Raw genomic sequence first — 18,936 nt, 5'->3', positions numbered from 1 at the left:
TTAATTTCCTCCCTTTACTTTCTCATATAGTGGTGACATTTGTCTAAGTCTTTCAACGATTGGTGGTAAATTTTCTATCACATAATCTATATCTTCTTCTGTTGTATAGTCTCCAATGGTTAGTCTGAGGGAACCATGGGCTGTTTCATGGGTCAATCCAATTGCCATCAGTACATGGGAAGGATCTAATGAGCCAGAAGTACAAGCCGAACCACTTGAACATGCAACTCCAACCATATCTAGCATTAATAATAGAGATTCGCCTTCAATAAATTCAATACTAATATTTACATTCCCTGGTAATCGTTTAGTTGGATGTCCATTTAAATGAACAAAAGGAATCTTTTCTGTCAAACCATTAATTAATTTATCTCTTAAGTAAATCAATCTACTTGAATGTTCTTCAATGTTTTCATAGGCTAGTTCAGCCGCTTTGCCAAAACCTACGATTGCTGGTACATTTTCTGTTCCCGCTCTTCTTCTTCTTTCCTGAGCTCCACCGTGGATGATTGGCTGAATTTTTGTACCTTTTCTAATGTATAAAAGACCAATTCCCTTAGGTCCGTAAACCTTATGGGCTGATAATGACATCAAATCTACACCTAACTCATTAACATCCATTTCAATATTTCCATAAGCTTGTACAGCATCAGTATGGAAAATAATTTTGTTTTCTTTTGCTATTTTTCCAATTTCTTTAATCGGTTGTAGGGTTCCAATCTCATTATTGGCATACATAATCGTTATTAAAATCGTGTCAGGCCTAATGGCAGCCTTTAATTCTTCTATATCGATTAGTCCATATTTATCAACTTTTAAGTAGGTTACATCATACCCTTCTTTTTCTAAAAATTGACAGGTGTGTAGAACAGCATGGTGTTCAATTTCAGTAGTTATAATATGTTTACCTTTGTTCTTTAAGGCACTAGCTACTCCTTTTATTGCCCAGTTATCAGACTCTGATCCACCGCCTGTGAAGAAGATTTCATCTACCCCAGCATTTAGTGTCTTAGCAATAGTGGTTCGGGATTTATCAATTGCTGCCTTATTTTCTCGTCCGAAACAGTGAATACTTGAAGGATTCCCAAATTGGACGTTAAAAAAAGGTAACATTTCATCTAGAACTTCTTTTTTCATTGGTGTTGTAGCTGAATAGTCTAAATAAACTCGTTTTTTCATTAAACCATCTCCTTATGTGTTCTACCTTTATACTGGTCTATATATAGAACATATAGTGTTCTTTATTCTTAATTTTATGATAATCCTCCACCATATCTTGAAGGGTTATTGAATCAATTACATCACTAATACTAATTCTAATTTTTTCCCAGATTACCCTAGTCACACAACATTCTGCGTTGTCACAATTGGTAGCGTCTTCTTCTAATACACAATCTGATGGTCCTAATGGGCCTTCTAATGTACGTATAATACTACCAACAGTAATCTTTTCTGGCGGATAAGCTAGCATATAGCCCCCTTGGGCACCTCTAACACTCTTAACTAGTCCTGCCTTTCTTAAGTTTGCAATGAGTTGCTCTAAGTAATGATCGGAAATTCGTTGTCTTTCTGCTATATTTTTTAAGGCGATCGGTCCATCTCCGTAATGAATTGCCAAGTCATACATTGCCTTTAATCCGTATCTTCCTTTTGTAGAAAGTTTCATATTCTCTATCACTCCTTTAATCCCAAGTGAATTGATTGGAATTCATTTTAAGTATATTATACCCTAGTTGGCTTGTCAACATTACAATTGGAAAATAATTATTATATTTTTTTCATTTGTTACTAATCCTCCATTAAAAATGACGCATCAAGAATAGATACCTAAGTGTAAGTTTTTTAAATAGAATTTTAGATTTTAAGTTTTTCATTTGAGGAAACTACATCATCAATTATTTTTATATTAATCAAAATGAAAACTTCACTGTTTTGTGTTTCTATGCACTTGCATATCATATCCATTTTTAGGCATTTTAAAACTCCTACTATTTCTGTAGGAGCTATGTTTTGATATGATAATTTTTTCATATTTTTTTGTTACAATCCTTGGGAATATTTATTATGTTTTTTTGTATATTGTATTTTGCCTACTTTATAAGATGCTTCATTTATGGTTAGACTAGATACTCTTTAGAAAGGCCTCTAAAGCATCCTGCCATGGTCTTAACTTTATGTTTGAGTTATTCATTAAGCTTGAATTTTTCGGTCTTTTAGCTTTCTTTTGTAATGTTTCAGATTTAATAGGATTTACCTTTGCCTCAATTTTTCGAAGTCTACAGATCTCTTGTGCCAACTGATACCATGTGCAATCACCTTCATTAATAAAATGATAAACCCCATAATCATCAGTTGCAATTAGATCTTTTATCGCTATTGCTAAGTCAAAGCCATAGGTAGGGCAGCTTCTTTGGTCATCTATCACATTTATTAAGCTCTTACTTCCAGCCAAACTTAGGATGGATTGCACAAAACTCTTCCCTTTATGGCCGTAGAGCCATGCAGTTCTAACAATATAATATTCTTTTATGTTTTTTACGATTTCTTCTTCAGCCGCCAATTTTGTCTTACCATAGACGTTAATGGGGTTTGGTTGATCCTTCTCGCAATAAGGGCTATCTTTATCACCGTCAAAAATATAATCCGAACTAATATAAAGAAGCTTGCTCCCTATACTCTCAGCAATCTTTACTACATTACTAGTTCCTACAGTATTAATTTGATAAGCTGTTTCTGGTCTTTCTTCACACCTATCAATATTTGTATAGCCAGCAGCATGAATTATAATTTCTGGGCTAAGATTTTTTAATTGTTTATAGGTTTCACCAAAATTAGTTATGTCTAAACCTTTACTTCCGAAGCTATAAACCGTCTCATTTACAAGACTTTTATTTATTTCATTACCTAGTTGCCCTGTTCCTCCTATCAAACATATTTTCATTCCGACCTCTCCCCTCATAAAACTTTGGTTTCTATCTTATAGAAATTTTATTCATTATATGCCTGTGTTTAAAAGAATAGTCTTTTTTAAATAACTAAGAAAATTGCATAGTTAATACTAAGTTTATATTAACGCAATTTCCTTCACTATAAGAGTCAGGTTATTCAAGTAATTCTTTATAAACCTTCAGCAATTTTTCTGCCACTATATCCCAAAGATAATTCGCCTTAATATATTCACTTATTTGATGATTTTTTTCCTGATTCCATGCTTCGTTAATACGATCTTCTATAGATACAATATTCTTTGGGTCTACATATTTTGCATAATCTATAAAATATTCTTTAGTACTGCCTTCTTCAGTAGTTACAATATTACATCCCGCAAGAGCTGCCTCTAGATTAGCCAGACCTGGTATTTCATACCAACTTACTAAGGCATGTATTCTTGCTGCTTTATAAATTGATGCTAACTGCAGATGATTGATTTTTGATAAATAAATTATATTAGAATTGGTCTTTATACATTTATGGAAATATTGTAGATCATTAACTGGACCAACAAGCACTAATGGTAACTGCATTTTTTTTGCTACTTCAGCCAAGCTTAATTGATTTTTATGGGGGCAAACTCTTCCTACGCACAAAATAAAATCATTCATCTTATGTTCTTTAATAAAAAGCTCCCCGTCTCCTTTAGCAAATTCTTCATCTACGCCATTAGGAATTATTGTATAATCTGTCTGTACATTAAAAATTTCTTTTATTTTCTTCATTTCAATTTCTGCACTTGGTAAAATACGGTCTACATTTTTTAAAACTTTTTCCCTTAATCGATCCCCTTCTTTCCAATAAATCTGTTCTAGATCATTATATTTTCCCTTAGGGGTGTAGTCGATATAATTCCAATAGATTGGCGATATTACTACTTTCTTTTTATACCGATGGGCATTAATAAAAAAGCTATAAGTATCCTGTACTCGTATTGTATTATATAAATGTATTAAATCATATTGTTCTAAATCTTCATTTGGATTACTAGAAACCGTAATATCTATACCTAGTTTTTCTAGGTACTCTTTTGTCTTTAGCATTTGGATAGAATCTCCTGCCAAATTCTTCAAATAATCTTCTCTGACATAAAATAGTATTTTCATGGTCTGTCCCCCTTATTTCAACACTTTAACACAATTATTAATACATAATACCTTTGTGTTTTATTTAACACCACTGCCTTTTTTTCGTTTTACTACCATATTTTATGCGTTGAAAGGCCTAGCCTATTACTATATCATAGTTTTAAGCATAAAAATAAGGAGGAGATAAGATGCTTAATCATAAAATATCGAAAAAGGTAGTTGTCCCAACTTTAGTTGCTTTAATGTTGATGGGTACCACAGCAACATCTAGTGCCTTTACAGTTACTAATAACAGTAACTTAAGATTTGTATACAATATTAATGGCACAAGTAGTAATGGGAGTACAGTTAACATTCTTAAAAGAATTCCCTTCAACTTTACTACAACCACTCAAAGGATTACAATAAATAATAAAGCTCAAGATAAACCAGCTGAAGAGTCAACTCCAACGCCGGCACCAACACCAACTCCAACACCTGAACCTACTCCAGCTCCAACACCTGAACCTACTCCAGCTCCAGAACCTAAACCTGCTCCAACGCCAGCTCCAGCTCCGGCTCCATCTGTAGAGAAACCATCAAATACAAGTAATGCACGTCATTCTTTAAGTGCTAACGAAATTCAAATGGTACAGATGGTAAATGAAGAAAGAACAAAAGCAGGATTAAGAACATTGGAAATTGATGTAGATCTATCTTATGTTGCTAGAGTAAAATCAAAAGATATGAGTGATAATAATTATTTCTCCCATCAATCACCAACTTATGGTTCACCTTTTGATATGATGCGTTCTTTTGGAATTTCATATAGAAGTGCTGCTGAAAACATTGCAAGAACCCAAAGCTTACAATCTGCCCATACAGGTTTAATGAATTCTGAGGGCCATAGAAAAAATATTTTAAATCCTAATTTTACTCATATTGGAATCGGTATCCACAACGGTTACTATACTCAAATGTTTATTTCTAAATAATAAGCAAATTTTAATATAAGTAAGATTATGAAACAAAAGGGGAAGATCGTCTTTGATAAAGCGATCTTCCCCTTTTTAGCATATATAGGAGAATTTAATCATTTTAACTGTTTCTCATACTTAAGAAATTTAAACCAACTTTCTTATACAAAAAAACTGCCCTATGGCAGTTTTTATATGCTTTTAGAAAAGTGGCGTCTCAATATCTTCTAATTGTGGTGGGAAGAAATCCGGGAACGGTACTTCATCAAAGTCAATGCAAACATCATCCGGTAAAAACTCTTCGCAATCTGGTGGCTCAGGACAGAATCCAAATGCTGGGATTAATAATTGTACTCTTCCTACTACTTTTACTATAATGAATACGCCTACAGCAAATACAAGGAATCCGTCTTCAACAAGGGGCTCTGTCAAAATTTGAGATGCTGTTTCAATTACAATTTTAAACTTAAATTCATCTCTTGCTTCAGGGATAAACATGATAATGTCTTTTTGAATTTCTGGAAGTTCTCCTGCAATACTAATGACTTTACCTTTTTCGCCCTTAACTTTTAATCTTACGTTGAATGTAATTTTTACTCTAAAACGTACTCTACTAAAATTAGGTCTGTTGGGAATTGGCGTTATGGATAATGTATTCTTAACTATTTCTCCTGGGTTAAAGGTGATATCAAGAAATTTGAATTCGTCTCCACATGGGAGGGCTACAGCTATCCTTTCAAAGCATTCTCTTTGCTGACAACTAAAATAAACCTTATCAACTATGATACATTCTGCTTTGAAGTCTGGAAAGTATGGATCATTTTGTAATGTAATAACGTCCCCTGGATTCGGTTCATGATTTGACATAATTTTACCTCCTTACTTTTACTATTTATTTCTATGCTACCAATATATGTTGTTGATAAAATTGTGTTACAAATTTATATGGTCTTAATTTTCAAGATCCTCAAGCTGAGGTGGAAAGAAATTAGGAAATGGTGCATCATCAAAATCTATACATACATCATCAGGTAAGAACTCTTCACAATCTGCTGGTTCGGGACAAAAACCATAGGCAGGAACTAATAATTGCACTCTTCCCACTGCCTTTACAATTAAAAATGTTCCGGCTGCAAAAGTAAAAAATCTTTCTTCTTGTACAGGTTCTGTTAATATTTGTGATGCAGTTTCTAGGATGATCTTAAATTTAAATTCACTTCTAGCTTCAGGCATGAACATAATAATGTCTTTTTGTATTTCTGGTAACTCTCCTCTAATTGCTAAAATGTTTTTTTCATCGCATATTTCCCTTACTCTTAATGTAAAAGTTATCCTTATTCTAAATCGGACTCGACTAAAGTTTGGCCTATTTGGAATAGGGGTTATGTCCAGTGTATTTTTAATAATTTTACCCTGATTAAAGGTAATGTCTATAAATTCATATTTACCACTATCAGGTAGAGGTACAAAAACATCTTCAAAGCATTCTCTTTGCTGACAACTGAAATATACTTTGTTTACCATCACACATTCAGCTTTAAAATCTGGAAAATCCATACTATCCCCCCCTTGCATATTACTATAAGAACGCTAAAAGAATAATAAATTTGCTAGTAATATCATAGTATGGAGTAAGTCAACAATGGTGATTAATTTTCTAAAAAAATTTTTATAAAAGGAAGTGAGTACCATGCAATTACCTTCTCCTCAGTCCTATTTGATCAAAACAAAGACAAACTTAGGGTACTATTTTTATTTAACAAAAGATAGGACAATAGCATTTAAAATCTTTACAGAGGAAAATGTATTTCTAGAAGAGGAAGTTTTAACTGCTACATCTATTCTGGATTTTGCTGTATCAATTGATGGAAGTGATTACATACATCTTGTCTGCATAACAGGTGAAGGTCTGATGAATTACTATATCTTACAAAATGATCAGTGGAATCATCGTCAAATCGCAAAACTAGATATTAAGTCCAATGTATATCGTAACTTAGTTCTTATTCTGAAAAATAAGATTACCCACGTTTTATGTAATAAGACAAATTTTACTAATCCTGCAATATCCTCTATTGAACATATGTATTGGAATGATAAAAGCATAAAAAAAATTACTGTCACAACTTACCTACCTGGTAAATATGCAAGTCCTTTTCAAGTGGATGTTGACAGCATAGGAAATCTACATTTAGTTTATAAAGTATTACACACAAAGAATAGTCAGCTATATTACAGCTTCTTTAATATCTTCAATACGAAATGGAGCAATGGGGAGATTATCTCTAGCCTTCATGAGGATCATAGCCATCCTCATGTACTAATTGATCGAAGTGATAACTTGCATTTAGTATGGTGTACAATTGAAGATAACAACTTTACCCTCAAACATAAACGTAAAGTAAATATCAATCACTTTAAGTCCAAATGGTCTGGTGTAAAAAATCTGTCAAATCCTAATTCAAATAATCTATCTCCGATATTGCTTCAAGAAGGTGCTATCATTAAGGTCTTTAGCAAACAGAATAACCGTATAAATGAGGTTTTTTCAGAGGATTTTGGTCAGAGTTGGCAGGCATCAAAAGAAATTTTAACAGATATGCTTAGCCCAAATTTAATTAAGTTTTCTTCAAATGCTTCTCAAGAAAGGTTGACAAATGCAATTAATAAGGTATATGGGGAAATTACCGATACAATTTCTGTTATAGGAGCCAGCATATTTAAAGGAATTGCTAAAAAAGATCCTCCTAAAATAGAAGAACAACCTCAAGTAGTAGAAGAAGTAATTGAAGAAGTCATAGAAGAAGTAGTCGATACTATAAAAGAAGAAGAAATTGAAATTGTAAAAACTGAACCTATCAATAATAAAGTCTCTGAAGAAAAGATACAGGAGATTAGCTTAGATAAAAATTTAAAGGTACTAGTTCAGGAAGTACAGGAATATATTAATAGAATGGCTTTAGAAGTAGAAAAAATTGAAGAGGCCAAAAAATTTATTGAAACTGATCCTCTACATGCAGAAGAGGACCCAGCTAAGTCCTCTTCTTTCCAACAATTTCAAAACACTTTACAACATTTAAACGAAGATCTTAATTCGATTGAAAACGAACAATTTATACTTCAAAAAGAATTAGATGATTTTCAGAAAAAGATTTATTCGATGGAAGATAAAATGATTCAGTTTAAAAAGCAATTACTAGAATTAGAAGACAAAGTAATGAAGATTCCAACGCTACAATCTAGTTTTGTTTCTAAATTGAAAAATATCTTCAGATAAAGAAAATAACAGCCTTGTTTAAGATAATTTGTTAAGGATTCGTCTTCCATAGGATCGATTGATCTCATAAAAACTTGCGATCTTTATTTTAAGTTTAGCGGCCTCTTTAATTAAAATCTCTCTTTGATCTATATCTGTAAATCTAATTGAATAGCTGCAACCTGCCTTTATTTTGCAAGGAGTTGATACCATTTCAAATCCACTGATCTTGTTTCTTTTTAAATGCTGCTGTAGAAAAATAGCATGGTTTTTTGAATCAAAAACAGCAAGATAATATACCGTTTCCATCTTAATTCCCCCCATCATATAGTAAACTTTATATATTACTATATGATGGGGGGATTTTTCTTGTGCCTATCAATAATTAATGTATACTTAAATTTACTACGCTTGTCCTTTAATAAATTTCATGTGCTCTTTAATTTTCTTTTCATAGCCATTTGAAGTAGGCTCATAGTATCTTTTTCCCATTAATTGATCTGGAAGATATTGTTGCGCTACATAGTTATGATCATAGTTATGGGCATAGAGATAATCCTTTCCATGGCCTAATTTCTTTGCTCCACCGTAATGGGCATCCCTTAAATGTAAGGGGACAGTGGTCTGGACTTTTTCAACATCTCTTAAGGCCATATCAACCCCCATATAGGCGGCATTACTTTTTGGGGCTGAAGCTAAATAGGTGGTTGCTTGGGCTAGAATGATACGAGCTTCTGGAAGTCCGATAATACGGGCAGCTTCATGGGCTGATAATGCCATCTGTAGGGCCATAGGGTCGGCGTTACCGATGTCTTCAGAAGCTGATATAATTAGTCTTCTACCAATAAATTCTGGATCTTCTCCACCATAAATCATCTTTGCTAAATAGTGGAGGGCTGCATCGGGGTCGCTGCCTCGTATACTTTTTATAAAGGCAGAGATTACATCATAATGCTGATCGCCATTTTTATCATATTGGATTGCCCTCTTTTGTATTGATTCTTGCGCAACCTCAAAGTCTATTACTATTTTCATATCCTTATTAAAGGGTGTACTCAGCACAGCAATTTCCAAGGCATTTAAGGCCCTTCTTACATCTCCATTTGCCACGTTGGCCATATGCTCTAGTGCTTCATCAGTAATTTCCACCGATTGATTGCCTAAACCCCTCTCCCCATTGACAATCGCTCGTTTCATAAGCTCAATTAAGTCTTCTTGCTCCATCAGTTCTAGCTTTAATACAGTCGTTCTTGACAGTAAAGCCCCATTAACCTGAAAGTATGGGTTTTCTGTAGTAGCACCAATTAATATAACTAAGCCACTTTCTACATGGGGTAATAATGCATCCTGTTGACTTTTTGAAAAGCGATGAATCTCATCAATAAACAAAATACTTGATTTTTGATACATTCCTAGCAGTTCTTCAGCTTCTTTTATTACTTCACGGATCTCTTTAACACCAGAAGTTACTGCATTCAATTGAAAGAATTCTATTTCTAATTCTTTAGCTATAACTTTAGCAATGGTTGTCTTTCCAGTACCTGGAGGTCCATATAGAATGATTGATGGAATTCGTTTGGCTTTAATACAACGTGATAAGAATTTATTCTCACCTAAAATATGTTCCTGCCCGACAATTTCATCTATACTTTGGGGCCTCATCCGTTCTGCCAACGGTGCATTTTGTACCAAAGTATTTTCTTTTACCATATCAAATAAATTCATTTCCTCACCCTTACGCTAATATTTCTTTTACAATTTTAATGGCGGCCTCTACATCCCTATTATTTATTCCTCGATGGGTCACGAATCTAATTAATCTTTCATTTCTAGGATTAACTAAGAGACCCTTTTCAGACATTCTATTAACTAGATCATATGCATTAAAGCCTGTTTCACTAATGTCTGCCATAAGGATATTTGTATGTACTTTATCTAAATTAACCCTTACGCCATCAATAAGATTTAGACCAAATGCTAGTTTTTTAGCATTCAGATGATCTTCTTCCATCCATTGGCTGTGATCCCTTAAGGCAACTAACCCTGCAGCTGCTATAATCCCCACTTGTCTCATTCCGCCCCCTAGCATTTTACGCAGTTTTCTAGCTTTTTTTATAAAATCTTTCGTACCAACCAGCATACTTCCGATTGGTGCACTTAAACCCTTTGACAGGCAGAACATGACAGAATCAGCATATTGAGTAATCTCTTTAACATCTACCTTTAAATGATGGGCGGCATTGATAATTCTAGCACCATCTATATGTAGGGGAATCTCTTTTATTTTAGCCAACTCATATACTTTTCTCATTTCTTCTAAAGGTAAAACAACCCCTCCCGCCATATTATGGGTGTTCTCTAAACAAATTAAACCTGTTTCTGGGAAATGGATATTCTCTTGGCGTATGGCTCCCTCAATATCCTTGGCTAAGATCATGCCGTCTTTCCCCTTTATCGGTTTAGCTTGTACACCTGCAATTCTTGCAATTCCTGCGACTTCATATAGGTAGATATGACAACTCTCTTCCAAAATAACCTCTTGTCCAGGTGTTGTATGGGCTAGTACAGCAATTAAGTTCCCCATTGTTCCTGATGGAACAAATAAGGCCCCTTCCTTTCCCATTAATTCGGCTGTTTTTGCCTCTAACAGATTAACTGTTTCGTCATCACCATAAACATCATCCCCTAATGGAGCCTTTACAATTTCCTTAAGCATCTCTTCTGTTGGATGGGTCACTGTATCACTTCTAAAATCAAATATTTGTTGAGTGTTCATAACGCCACTACCTCCTTTTATTTACGCAGTTTCCTAAAACACTATCACTTAACATTTTTTTATCAGTTGTTCTTCTCTTCTTTTATTATAATTGAAAGGGACCTTCATTTCCAATCCTTCTTAGTTATGCTGGGAAATGATATCACATGTCTCTAAACACCTATTCATAGAAAATAAAAATCTGGTATCTAAACACCAGTGTGTCTAGATACCAGATTTTTTAGTTAAGTTAGCAGTCTATTGGCCCAACAAAAGGTTCATTAACCTGTGGTGGGAATAATGATGGGAAGTCATCGCCACAAATCTGTCTAACTCTAGGTCTTTGTTCGCAGAATCCAGTACTTAGTACGCATAATTGAACCGGAACCTTAATTTTCTTTTCGCAAGTAATACATAAAGCTACAATTAGGTTCAGTGTAATTTCACCAGTTACTGGGTTAAAGTTTATGTCTCTTGAAATACTTTGAGTTGCTAATCTAGTAATAAAAGATATGTTGCAGAATTCAGTAAACTGTGGTAAGAATGCTCCAAGGAAAACTGAAGGCATACATAATTCAAAGAAGTTTGTTAGGGTTTGATTAACTGGTACTCTTCCCCTTAGAGTTGCAAACTGAATATTTCCTAATGCATCAATGTATTCAACGTCAACTTCAACTAATACTGAACCAGTAATAGAAATTTCTTGAGACCCAAATATTGGTGTTCCTAAGCCTTCTTCATCACAATCAGATGTATCAGTATAAATTAAATACTGTAGTAATCCAGCAGGACCAGGTACAACTACTGGGCAGCCCTTTTCATCTGTAACAAATTGTGCTCCAGATAGATTAGTTTTAGGCGTTATCGTTAGATTTCTTGTGTCATTTATGTTTTTAGGATTAAAAAACTTTCTACTTCTAATATCCAATACTCTAACTATTCTAGACTTTGGACCACACTTGGATGCTGGTAATGCGCCAAAAGGCACTTTAGAAGCTGGTTGTAATCCTTGTAAGTTAAATGTTACTGAATCATAAACCTTATCAACAAAGATACATTCTCCAACTATATTATCCATTCTTCCATCAAAGTAACAGCCAGTATCGGCTATACAGCATCTATCGTCTATTGCCTCTGGACTAACATCAATAGGTTTTTTAGACATATAATTCAACTCCTTTTTTTATTGATTATAAATTTAAAATTTTGCTATTACTGTAAAATATGTAATCCCCCTCTTATCTGTGCTACTTATGAGTAATTTTTATTTAAAAGTTGCATATATTTTACTAAAATTAGTTAGGAAGTGATCGTATGCCATTATCGGGAAAGCATGAATTTCTAATCCATGATTCCAAAGATAAAATCTATAACTTCTACCTAAATGAAAAAGAAGAAATATCTTGTATATCTTCAAATCACCAAAGAAAATGGACTGACAAAGAAAATGTTTTTGAAAAGCGTTGTAGTAGTCTCGATATAGAAATTGATGATAAAGATCAAATTCATATCGTAAGCTATCATTATGATGGCGATCTATATTACAACTATAAGGCTAAAGAACATTGGAAAAATATCCAACTTACAAAGCTAAAAAGATCAGAAAAAATCTTTTATCCTAAAATAAAAACCATTGGAAAAAAAATTCATATTTTTTATGATTTACAGCAAGGAAATGAAAAAGAAAGATGCGCTCTTTTCCACTATACCTTTGATGAAAAAGAAAAAACATGGATTAGTAACAATGTTTGTACAATGAGATTTAACAAATTTGTTAACCCTTATAAAGTGATGTCCTATCAAAACCAAATTATTATCCTCTACACTTCCATTGTTAATCAAAAGGAAGAGTTATTCATTGTTCATTATGACTCAGCCAATAATCAATGGGGTAAACCTCAACAGTTAACTAATAGTAATGATAGAAAACTCTACTTAGATGGTTTTATAGACTTTAATGGTTATCTACATATGGTTTGGTGCCATTATCAAGAGGAAAACGGCCTAACAGTAAAATATTTAAAATCTGATTTTAAGAATATTAATTTTAGTGAAAAAGATATCGTTACCCTTTCAACCCAATTGAATTGCTCCTTTCCCCATCTAGTCTTTATTAATAAAAAAATTTACTGCATGTGGGTACAATTTAGTCATTTAGCAGTTGTCACCAGTGGCGATTATGGGAAAAATTGGAGCAAACCAGAAGTTGAGAGCAATTCTAAAACAAAATCCTTTAAGCGCTACCGTTATAGTGTTAATAAACCAGACTTTAAAAATAATTTAATTAGCGATTTCTTGTATGGAACTGAATATCCAAGTATTGAATTTCTTGGTTTTGGAGGTGATCAATATGATGAAGTACCAACCAACGAATCATAACTTTGTCCCTAAAAATATTATTGAGAAGAAAGATTCAAAGACAGAAGTTATTGAAAAAAATGATCAAAAGGATAAAAATGACAAAATTGACAAAATCGCTGAAGAAAAGAGTTCACCTGTTAAGATGGAGCCACTACCTGTTAAGGAACCACCTTTAATAAAAAGAGATGTCTTCAAATCGGAAGAAAGTCTAGCCCCTAATATTCAAAATAATGATGTTAATTATCTACGAGAACAGCTTTCCCATTCTGAAAATCAACTGGCTACGCTGGAAATTCGATTACAGGAATCTACCGAAAAGATCCTAGCCTTAGAAGATGAACTAAAAAATTACGAAATGTATAAAAACGATATTACAAAAGTTTCCGATCTTTCAGCTAACCTATCAAAACTTACTTTAGAAAATACTAACTTGAAGACACAATTACAAAATCAAAAAGACCATGTTCAAATGTTATATTTCATTCTAATCATCTTAGCGATTCTATAGATTAATGCCAAATTAGAAATAAAATAAGGGAGACCCTTCTCTAGTTGATGGGCCTCCCTTATTATTAATTTTTAGTTTTAACTATAAATTTTATTTTCCATTTAAACGATGGGTTGAGGAATTTTAAATTTCCATAAGTTGTTAATCAATTTATCGTTATGGTATGGTATTAGGCTATTGCCTCAGTTGTGCATCACTAACTTTCTATACCAAGTTACCTCTGTTGTGGTATCTTCTGTCATTAATTCTCCTATTTCTAAGAGTTCATCTGGCATTGATATTTGAACTTTTCCTCGTTTTTCATTTGTCATCACATTATTCATTTTAGTTAGGTAGATACTTTTTAATGAAACTTCATCAAATAATAATGTAGGCTCTACTAAGACTGTATACTTAGTGTAACCATCTTTTCCCTTATTGATCTTTTCTGAAACGACAATATACTCTAGCTCCTTACCATTTCGTAACATGTTATAAAGAGTAAAGTCTACTTCTTCCTCTTTTTCTAACCATTGCCGATATAAAAAACGAATAGGCACACTACGTCCACTATTTATATAATTTTTATCGATCACTTCCTCCAACTTTATCTTCTGTTGGTTGCACTTCATTACTTCATATTCTTTATTTTTCGTTACCCCTTTAATAATTTGAGCCCTATCAAATTTAATAAAACCCATCTCTTCAAGAATTTTACTATCTATGTTTGTTAATGTACTTGCTATATCAATACTATGACAACTTGATTTTTTAGCAATTGCTTGAAGGAAACCAGCGATGTACTTTGTGTTCTGGCTATTATGATATTTTTTAGATAAATGAAGGCTATAGACAAAAAAGTACTCTCCAAAGGGTAATTCTTCATTTTCAAGGCTTAACCCCATATACCCAACGATTCCTTTCTTATCTAGAATAAAGTAAAAATAATCTTCATTAAACCAACCTCTTATCTTGTAGTGCTGTATGATCTGATCGATGTCTTTAGGTAATGAATGTTTGTACATTTTATAGGAGTAAATTAATACCTTACTGTTTTGTGGATTATCATCACTATTTGATAAGCCCTTAACCTTCTTTAGTAACGTCTCTAATTCTTTAATAATATAATCCTTATATTGAATCAAGTTGTTTTCCCTTAGTTGATCCTTTGCTAGCCCTTCTTTTAAGAGATATTCAATATAGTCATCTACTGTCATTCCTCTTCTTTTAGCTGATTTTTTAAGGGTTTCATAGATTTCATGAGAAAGTTCTAATTCAATTTTTTTATTCATGCTCCCCCCTCCTCTTAATCATCTTATTGAGGAGGAGAGAAATTTAGTACTATAATATCTATAATGGAGAATTTTACTTTGTATTAAAAAAAAGAAATTTGATTTACCTCGTATTTTTCCTTAATAGCCTTGACAATATCCTCCATTCGAAAAAGTAAACCATACCGATTACATTCTTCAACCAAAATTGTATTAAGTCGATTTTTATTAGGTGAAATACATTCATAACGATTACCAAAGGCCTGAATATATTTTGTTTTTAAACCTGGAAACTTCCGATCTAAAGCTTGGTAGAAATATGTTTGTTGGTTCTGTCTAAGGGTAACCCCAAAATAGGGACTAACATATCTTGCCCCAGCCTCTGCACTCATTCTTATCAATTGTCTAATATTTTCCGCTGAATCGTTAATGAAAGGTAATATTGGCCAAATTCTAACCCCTGTAAAAATTCCTACTTCTGAAAGTTTTTTTATAGCTAAAAATCTTTTAGAAGAAACAGTAACATTAGATTCAACTAACTTACAAAGATGATCCTCTGCTGTTGTAATTGTAAAATGTACTACTGCTGGAGAAAATTCTGCAATTTTTTTATATAAATCAATATCCCTTAATACAAGATCTGATTTAGTAGTAACACTAGCACCATAGCCATATTTAGCTAAAAGTTTTAAGGCTCCTCTAGTAAGCTCATACTTCTTTTCTTGCGGATTATAAGGATCACTCATTGCTCCTGTAGCAACGATTCCCTTCTTCTTCTTCGATATTAATTCCATTTCTAAAATAGCAATAGCATTTTCTTTCCCCCGTACTTCATCGAAGTTCTCTATTTGATAGCATTGACTTCTTGAGTCACAATAAATACAACCGTGACTACACCCTTTATAGATATTGAAGTTGTAGTTTGTAGCAAACCAATGATCTCCCTTTTGCCAAGGTGATAGTAATTTCTTTGCACTTATCAATTCCATTTGCCTACACCTGTTTTTTTATATGCAACTCCATCAATCATACAGAGACATGTTGGATTTACAAACTCGGTTGTAATCGTCGTTCTTGCAGGAAAATCACCATCAAAAAACTGGTAAAAGACATCCCTTGCTTTTCTAAAATCTTTAATATCCCTAAGATACAAATTGATTTGTACTAAATCAGTTAAGGTTGCTCCTACCGATTCTAAGGTGCTTTTTAAAGCATTAAAGCTAGCCTCCATTTGATAAACAATGTCCTCCCGATCATGACCTCCTGCATGATGGGCTAAATAAATATACTCTCCAGCAACAACACAAGCAGGGCATGTTTCATCACCACAGTGGCTGTAGGTTCTTTTGATCATCTCAACATCTCCTAACTTTTTAATTTTATTATAATTATAGCTATTATATCGAACTGATGTTCTTTTGTCAATAATTTCTATTTATTCCTTAGCAGATGTTTTTAAGATCATACTTCATCTTTTTAGATTTTACCATTTTATTTATAACTTGATTTATAACTTGATTTATAACTTGATTTATAAATTTATTTCGTAATTTGTTTTGTAATTTGTTTTGTAGTTTATTTTGTAATTTATTTTGTAATTTGTTTTGTAATTTGTTTTACGATTTGTTTTACGATTTGTTTTATGATTTGTTTGATTTATGATTTGATTTATAATCCTATTTGCCAGGTTTTTACTATTTTCAAAGGATTTTTATTATCAATCTAGAATAACTAAAGAAAAGTATAGAAAACTAAATGGTGAGCTTTTTTATAGGAGGGATTTTATGGACTTTCTTTATGAATGCATTGAATTAGTTTTTAGAAAACTACCTATTTCCAAAAATAATTTAAAAATGAAGGAAACCTTATTAACTGAGATTACAGAGAAATATCATCTTTTATTAAGGGAACAGACTCATGAAGAAACGATCAAACTCTTAAACTTGCAGTATGATTGGCTTATAGAAACCAGTAGAATAGACGGATCGTGTGGTTTATATTGGACTGTCGATAACCTGACACTATCCAATGAAGGCCTCCTCTTTGAACCTAGTCTTAAAGAATATCAGTTTGATACAACCTATCAACTTTTGAAAGAAATTTGTGGCCTTAATCTATGCTACGATAAAAAAGATGAAGACTTTATCTTTGAATCATCTAAACTATTTGTTGTTTTTGCTATGGATCAAGATAGAAACTACCTTGGATCTATTGGAGACCATTGTAATTTCTCAGACTTAGACATTCCGATAGGGTATGTTGGCCAAGACGGCTTCTATGGTAGAATTGCCAACAATTTAAAAGAATTTATTCAACTGTCTATATTTTACCCCTTTTGGTACGAGATTGTAAAAGTAGAAGGTAATATTAGCGAAAAGACTTTAACTGAGTTAGAGACAGCCTATACAAAAAACATACCAGATTTTTATGAAAAACAAGAAATATTAGCCGATTCCCTCAAAATTAATAAAAATGAAAATTCTCTTCAGCTCTTATTAAATAATTTAAAACTAGAATCAGACTTCCTCCTTTCTGATTTTAGTAATGGTTGCAGTCCTAAAAAAATAGGTAGAACTACATAACTATTAAAATAATGTAGTCTACCTATCTTTTAGATAAATGAAATTAGATTGTTTAATTCTTCTAAAAGCCATTATGGCATTTTATTTTTCTTTTTAAAAAAATATGAAGTATGGTAACTTGCCTTACTTAATACAATTTTTATAAATATATTCACTGGTCATTAGGGCCAGTAAAGAACCATAGGTTAGGTTAAAAGTTACTTCATCCCCCACCTTATATTCCCTTCGACAATGGGTGAGGTCGATAATTAAATGGTCGCTACTGCCACCTAAAATCTCGATCTCCGTATCTAGTGGAATGATGGAATGGGTGCCAAAATCTTGCTTCCCTACAGCTAGAATTGCTCTTCTTTGCTTTCCTTTGTCTTCAAACTCTGGTACGTTACCAAAGGCATCCCTTCCAATGGTTCCAATTGGAATAGAGGGCTTTTCTTTTATCTCAATAATTTCAGCCACCAGTTGGAAGGCATCATCAAAGGTATTAGGAATTCTTTCTCCATAGGCTGTCTCATAGCCCAATACAATTGATTCTCCTAACCGCAAATGGTTAATTCCTTTAAGCATCCCTTGTTTCTCTAAAAGGTAAATACTACTAGAATTACCTCCACTAATCATTTCAACGGGATATCCTAGTTCAGCTTCAATCAATTTAGCTGTTTCCAGTAACCTACCTAAGTTTTCATCATCGGGAATCACGCCACCATAACAAGTTAAGTTTGTGCCAATGCCAACTACTTTAATATTTTGTAGTTCCTTAATTCGCTTTAATGCCCTATGAAGTTCTTCGTTATCGAAGATCCCTTCCCTCAAATCACCTAAATCCATCATTAGAATTACCTTATGAGGTTGACCCAGCTCTAGAGCTGCATCGTTTAAGGCTTCAATTGTTTCTAATTCAGAGTTTAAGCTAATGTCGGCAAATTGGACGGTTTCCTTCGCTCTACTAATCATGGGAAGTCTCAATAATATTTTCTCTAAAGGAAGCTCCTTCATCTTTGCTAAATTTTCTATACGGGAATCTGCTAAATACTTGACTCCACCCTTTACAATCGTTTCAGCTATTTCTGGTTTACCACAGAAAACCTTTGTAACAGCCGCCACATCAATACCAGCATCATAACATTGTTTTACTAATACTTCTGTGTTATGCTGCAACTTATTTAAGTATACATTGATTTTTGGATTCATT

At 33.0% G+C, this 18,936-nt stretch carries 19 protein-coding genes; 5 read left to right on the top strand and 14 right to left on the bottom strand.

Annotation, left to right across the window (positions count from 1 at the left end; translation table 11 throughout):
* From nifS to T335_RS0100595, 4 genes are all read right to left on the bottom strand, one after another.
* Positions 1–1,179 (bottom strand): cysteine desulfurase NifS, encoded by a 1,179-nt coding sequence (nifS, locus tag T335_RS0100610; RefSeq protein ID WP_026475809.1) that lies wholly within the window; start codon positions 1,177–1,179, stop codon positions 1–3.
* A 37-nt stretch (positions 1,180–1,216) separates the two neighbouring features.
* Positions 1,217–1,666, bottom strand: a complete 450-nt coding sequence (locus T335_RS0100605; protein ID WP_026475808.1) for an RrF2 family transcriptional regulator — start codon at positions 1,664–1,666, stop codon at positions 1,217–1,219.
* Positions 1,667–2,122: 456 nt separating this feature from the next.
* A complete protein-coding gene (gene rfbD / locus T335_RS0100600; RefSeq protein WP_026475807.1) occupies positions 2,123–2,941 on the bottom strand; it encodes a dTDP-4-dehydrorhamnose reductase in 819 nt (272 codons plus the stop codon).
* Positions 2,942–3,101: 160 nt separating this feature from the next.
* Positions 3,102–4,097, bottom strand: a complete 996-nt coding sequence (locus T335_RS0100595; protein WP_026475806.1) for a glycosyltransferase family 4 protein — start codon at positions 4,095–4,097, stop codon at positions 3,102–3,104.
* A 170-nt stretch (positions 4,098–4,267) separates the two neighbouring features.
* On the opposite strand from T335_RS0100595, the gene T335_RS0100590 reads away from it, so the two are divergent.
* Positions 4,268–5,053, top strand: a complete 786-nt coding sequence (locus T335_RS0100590; protein WP_051569052.1) for a CAP domain-containing protein — start codon at positions 4,268–4,270, stop codon at positions 5,051–5,053.
* Between the two features lie 183 nt (positions 5,054–5,236).
* Here T335_RS0100590 and T335_RS0100585 read toward each other — a convergent pair whose 3' ends face one another.
* Both T335_RS0100585 and T335_RS0100580 read right to left on the bottom strand, forming a co-directional pair.
* Entirely contained in the window at positions 5,237–5,902 is a 666-nt protein-coding gene (locus tag T335_RS0100585) for a hypothetical protein (protein ID WP_051569050.1), read from the bottom strand.
* 84 nt (positions 5,903–5,986) lie between these two features.
* Positions 5,987–6,592: a hypothetical protein gene (locus T335_RS0100580; protein WP_242837232.1), complete on the bottom strand. Its 606-nt coding sequence runs from the start codon at positions 6,590–6,592 to the stop codon at positions 5,987–5,989.
* Positions 6,593–6,725: 133 nt separating this feature from the next.
* Between T335_RS0100580 and T335_RS0100575 the strand changes: the two genes are divergently transcribed.
* Positions 6,726–8,312: a hypothetical protein gene (locus T335_RS0100575; protein WP_026475802.1), complete on the top strand. Its 1,587-nt coding sequence runs from the start codon at positions 6,726–6,728 to the stop codon at positions 8,310–8,312.
* Positions 8,313–8,330: 18 nt separating this feature from the next.
* Here the strand turns inward: T335_RS0100575 and T335_RS19510 are convergent, their stop codons facing one another.
* The 4 genes from T335_RS19510 to T335_RS0100555 all read right to left on the bottom strand — a co-directional run bounded on the left by T335_RS19510 (position 8,331) and on the right by T335_RS0100555 (position 12,211).
* Positions 8,331–8,600, bottom strand: a complete 270-nt coding sequence (locus T335_RS19510) for a DUF3343 domain-containing protein (RefSeq protein ID WP_034327368.1) — start codon at positions 8,598–8,600, stop codon at positions 8,331–8,333.
* A gap of 96 nt (positions 8,601–8,696) precedes the next feature.
* Positions 8,697–10,016, bottom strand: coding sequence for a replication-associated recombination protein A (locus tag T335_RS0100565; protein ID WP_026475801.1), 1,320 nt, complete (start codon positions 10,014–10,016; stop codon positions 8,697–8,699).
* A 10-nt stretch (positions 10,017–10,026) separates the two neighbouring features.
* Entirely contained in the window at positions 10,027–11,067 is a 1,041-nt protein-coding gene (gene ltaE / locus T335_RS0100560; RefSeq protein WP_026475800.1) for a low-specificity L-threonine aldolase, read from the bottom strand.
* Positions 11,068–11,296: 229 nt separating this feature from the next.
* Positions 11,297–12,211: a hypothetical protein gene (locus T335_RS0100555; protein ID WP_034327365.1), complete on the bottom strand. Its 915-nt coding sequence runs from the start codon at positions 12,209–12,211 to the stop codon at positions 11,297–11,299.
* Positions 12,212–12,360: 149 nt separating this feature from the next.
* Between T335_RS0100555 and T335_RS0100550 the strand changes: the two genes are divergently transcribed.
* Both T335_RS0100550 and T335_RS0100545 read left to right on the top strand, forming a co-directional pair.
* Positions 12,361–13,425 (top strand): hypothetical protein, encoded by a 1,065-nt coding sequence (locus T335_RS0100550; RefSeq protein ID WP_026475798.1) that lies wholly within the window; start codon positions 12,361–12,363, stop codon positions 13,423–13,425.
* Positions 13,397–13,915 (top strand): hypothetical protein, encoded by a 519-nt coding sequence (locus tag T335_RS0100545; RefSeq protein WP_026475797.1) that lies wholly within the window; start codon positions 13,397–13,399, stop codon positions 13,913–13,915. Before T335_RS0100550 ends, T335_RS0100545 begins: the two co-directional genes overlap by 29 nt.
* Before the next feature lie 182 nt (positions 13,916–14,097).
* Here T335_RS0100545 and T335_RS0100540 read toward each other — a convergent pair whose 3' ends face one another.
* The 3 genes from T335_RS0100540 to T335_RS0100530 form a co-directional block, all read right to left on the bottom strand.
* Complete coding sequence (locus T335_RS0100540) at positions 14,098–15,186, bottom strand: hypothetical protein (RefSeq protein WP_026475796.1); 1,089 nt, start codon at positions 15,184–15,186, stop codon at positions 14,098–14,100.
* An 83-nt stretch (positions 15,187–15,269) separates the two neighbouring features.
* On the bottom strand, positions 15,270–16,154 hold the full coding sequence (locus T335_RS0100535; protein WP_026475795.1) for an SPL family radical SAM protein: 885 nt from the start codon (positions 16,152–16,154) through the stop codon (positions 15,270–15,272).
* A complete protein-coding gene (locus T335_RS0100530; protein ID WP_026475794.1) occupies positions 16,145–16,519 on the bottom strand; it encodes a RidA family protein in 375 nt (124 codons plus the stop codon). Before T335_RS0100530 ends, T335_RS0100535 begins: the two co-directional genes overlap by 10 nt.
* A gap of 430 nt (positions 16,520–16,949) precedes the next feature.
* On the opposite strand from T335_RS0100530, the gene T335_RS0100525 reads away from it, so the two are divergent.
* The gene (locus T335_RS0100525; RefSeq protein ID WP_026475793.1) at positions 16,950–17,747 is read left to right on the top strand and encodes a hypothetical protein; all 798 of its coding nucleotides are present in this window, start codon (positions 16,950–16,952) and stop codon (positions 17,745–17,747) included.
* 123 nt (positions 17,748–17,870) lie between these two features.
* Here T335_RS0100525 and orr read toward each other — a convergent pair whose 3' ends face one another.
* The gene (orr, locus tag T335_RS0100520; RefSeq protein ID WP_026475792.1) at positions 17,871–18,935 is read right to left on the bottom strand and encodes an ornithine racemase Orr; all 1,065 of its coding nucleotides are present in this window, start codon (positions 18,933–18,935) and stop codon (positions 17,871–17,873) included.
* Between the last annotated feature and the right edge of the window lies 1 nt (position 18,936).

The organism is Alkaliphilus transvaalensis ATCC 700919, assembly GCF_000621485.1.
Lineage (GTDB): Bacteria > Bacillota > Clostridia > Peptostreptococcales > Natronincolaceae > Alkaliphilus > Alkaliphilus transvaalensis.
This window is presented reverse-complemented; position numbering and strand designations above follow the sequence as displayed.

What these genes read in the sequence shown, in the direction of transcription:
- T335_RS0100540 (WP_026475796.1), bottom strand. Translation starts at nt 15,186, where the DNA reads ATGAATAAAAAAATTGAATTAGAACTTTCTCATGAAATCTATGAAACC.
- T335_RS0100555 (WP_034327365.1), bottom strand. Translation starts at nt 12,211, where the DNA reads ATGTCTAAAAAACCTATTGATGTTAGTCCAGAGGCAATAGACGATAGA.
- T335_RS0100605 (WP_026475808.1), bottom strand. Translation starts at nt 1,666, where the DNA reads ATGAAACTTTCTACAAAAGGAAGATACGGATTAAAGGCAATGTATGAC.
- T335_RS0100585 (WP_051569050.1), bottom strand. Translation starts at nt 5,902, where the DNA reads ATGTCAAATCATGAACCGAATCCAGGGGACGTTATTACATTACAAAAT.
- T335_RS0100535 (WP_026475795.1), bottom strand. Translation starts at nt 16,154, where the DNA reads ATGGAATTGATAAGTGCAAAGAAATTACTATCACCTTGGCAAAAGGGA.
- T335_RS0100565 (WP_026475801.1), bottom strand. Translation starts at nt 10,016, where the DNA reads ATGAATTTATTTGATATGGTAAAAGAAAATACTTTGGTACAAAATGCA.
- ltaE (WP_026475800.1), bottom strand. Translation starts at nt 11,067, where the DNA reads ATGAACACTCAACAAATATTTGATTTTAGAAGTGATACAGTGACCCAT.
- T335_RS0100550 (WP_026475798.1), top strand. Translation starts at nt 12,361, where the DNA reads ATGCCATTATCGGGAAAGCATGAATTTCTAATCCATGATTCCAAAGAT.
- T335_RS0100530 (WP_026475794.1), bottom strand. Translation starts at nt 16,519, where the DNA reads ATGATCAAAAGAACCTACAGCCACTGTGGTGATGAAACATGCCCTGCT.
- T335_RS19510 (WP_034327368.1), bottom strand. Translation starts at nt 8,600, where the DNA reads ATGGAAACGGTATATTATCTTGCTGTTTTTGATTCAAAAAACCATGCT.
- T335_RS0100590 (WP_051569052.1), top strand. Translation starts at nt 4,268, where the DNA reads ATGCTTAATCATAAAATATCGAAAAAGGTAGTTGTCCCAACTTTAGTT.
- T335_RS0100595 (WP_026475806.1), bottom strand. Translation starts at nt 4,097, where the DNA reads ATGAAAATACTATTTTATGTCAGAGAAGATTATTTGAAGAATTTGGCA.
- T335_RS0100525 (WP_026475793.1), top strand. Translation starts at nt 16,950, where the DNA reads ATGGACTTTCTTTATGAATGCATTGAATTAGTTTTTAGAAAACTACCT.
- T335_RS0100545 (WP_026475797.1), top strand. Translation starts at nt 13,397, where the DNA reads ATGATGAAGTACCAACCAACGAATCATAACTTTGTCCCTAAAAATATT.
- T335_RS0100575 (WP_026475802.1), top strand. Translation starts at nt 6,726, where the DNA reads ATGCAATTACCTTCTCCTCAGTCCTATTTGATCAAAACAAAGACAAAC.
- orr (WP_026475792.1), bottom strand. Translation starts at nt 18,935, where the DNA reads ATGAATCCAAAAATCAATGTATACTTAAATAAGTTGCAGCATAACACA.
- T335_RS0100580 (WP_242837232.1), bottom strand. Translation starts at nt 6,592, where the DNA reads ATGGATTTTCCAGATTTTAAAGCTGAATGTGTGATGGTAAACAAAGTA.
- rfbD (WP_026475807.1), bottom strand. Translation starts at nt 2,941, where the DNA reads ATGAAAATATGTTTGATAGGAGGAACAGGGCAACTAGGTAATGAAATA.
- nifS (WP_026475809.1), bottom strand. Translation starts at nt 1,179, where the DNA reads ATGAAAAAACGAGTTTATTTAGACTATTCAGCTACAACACCAATGAAA.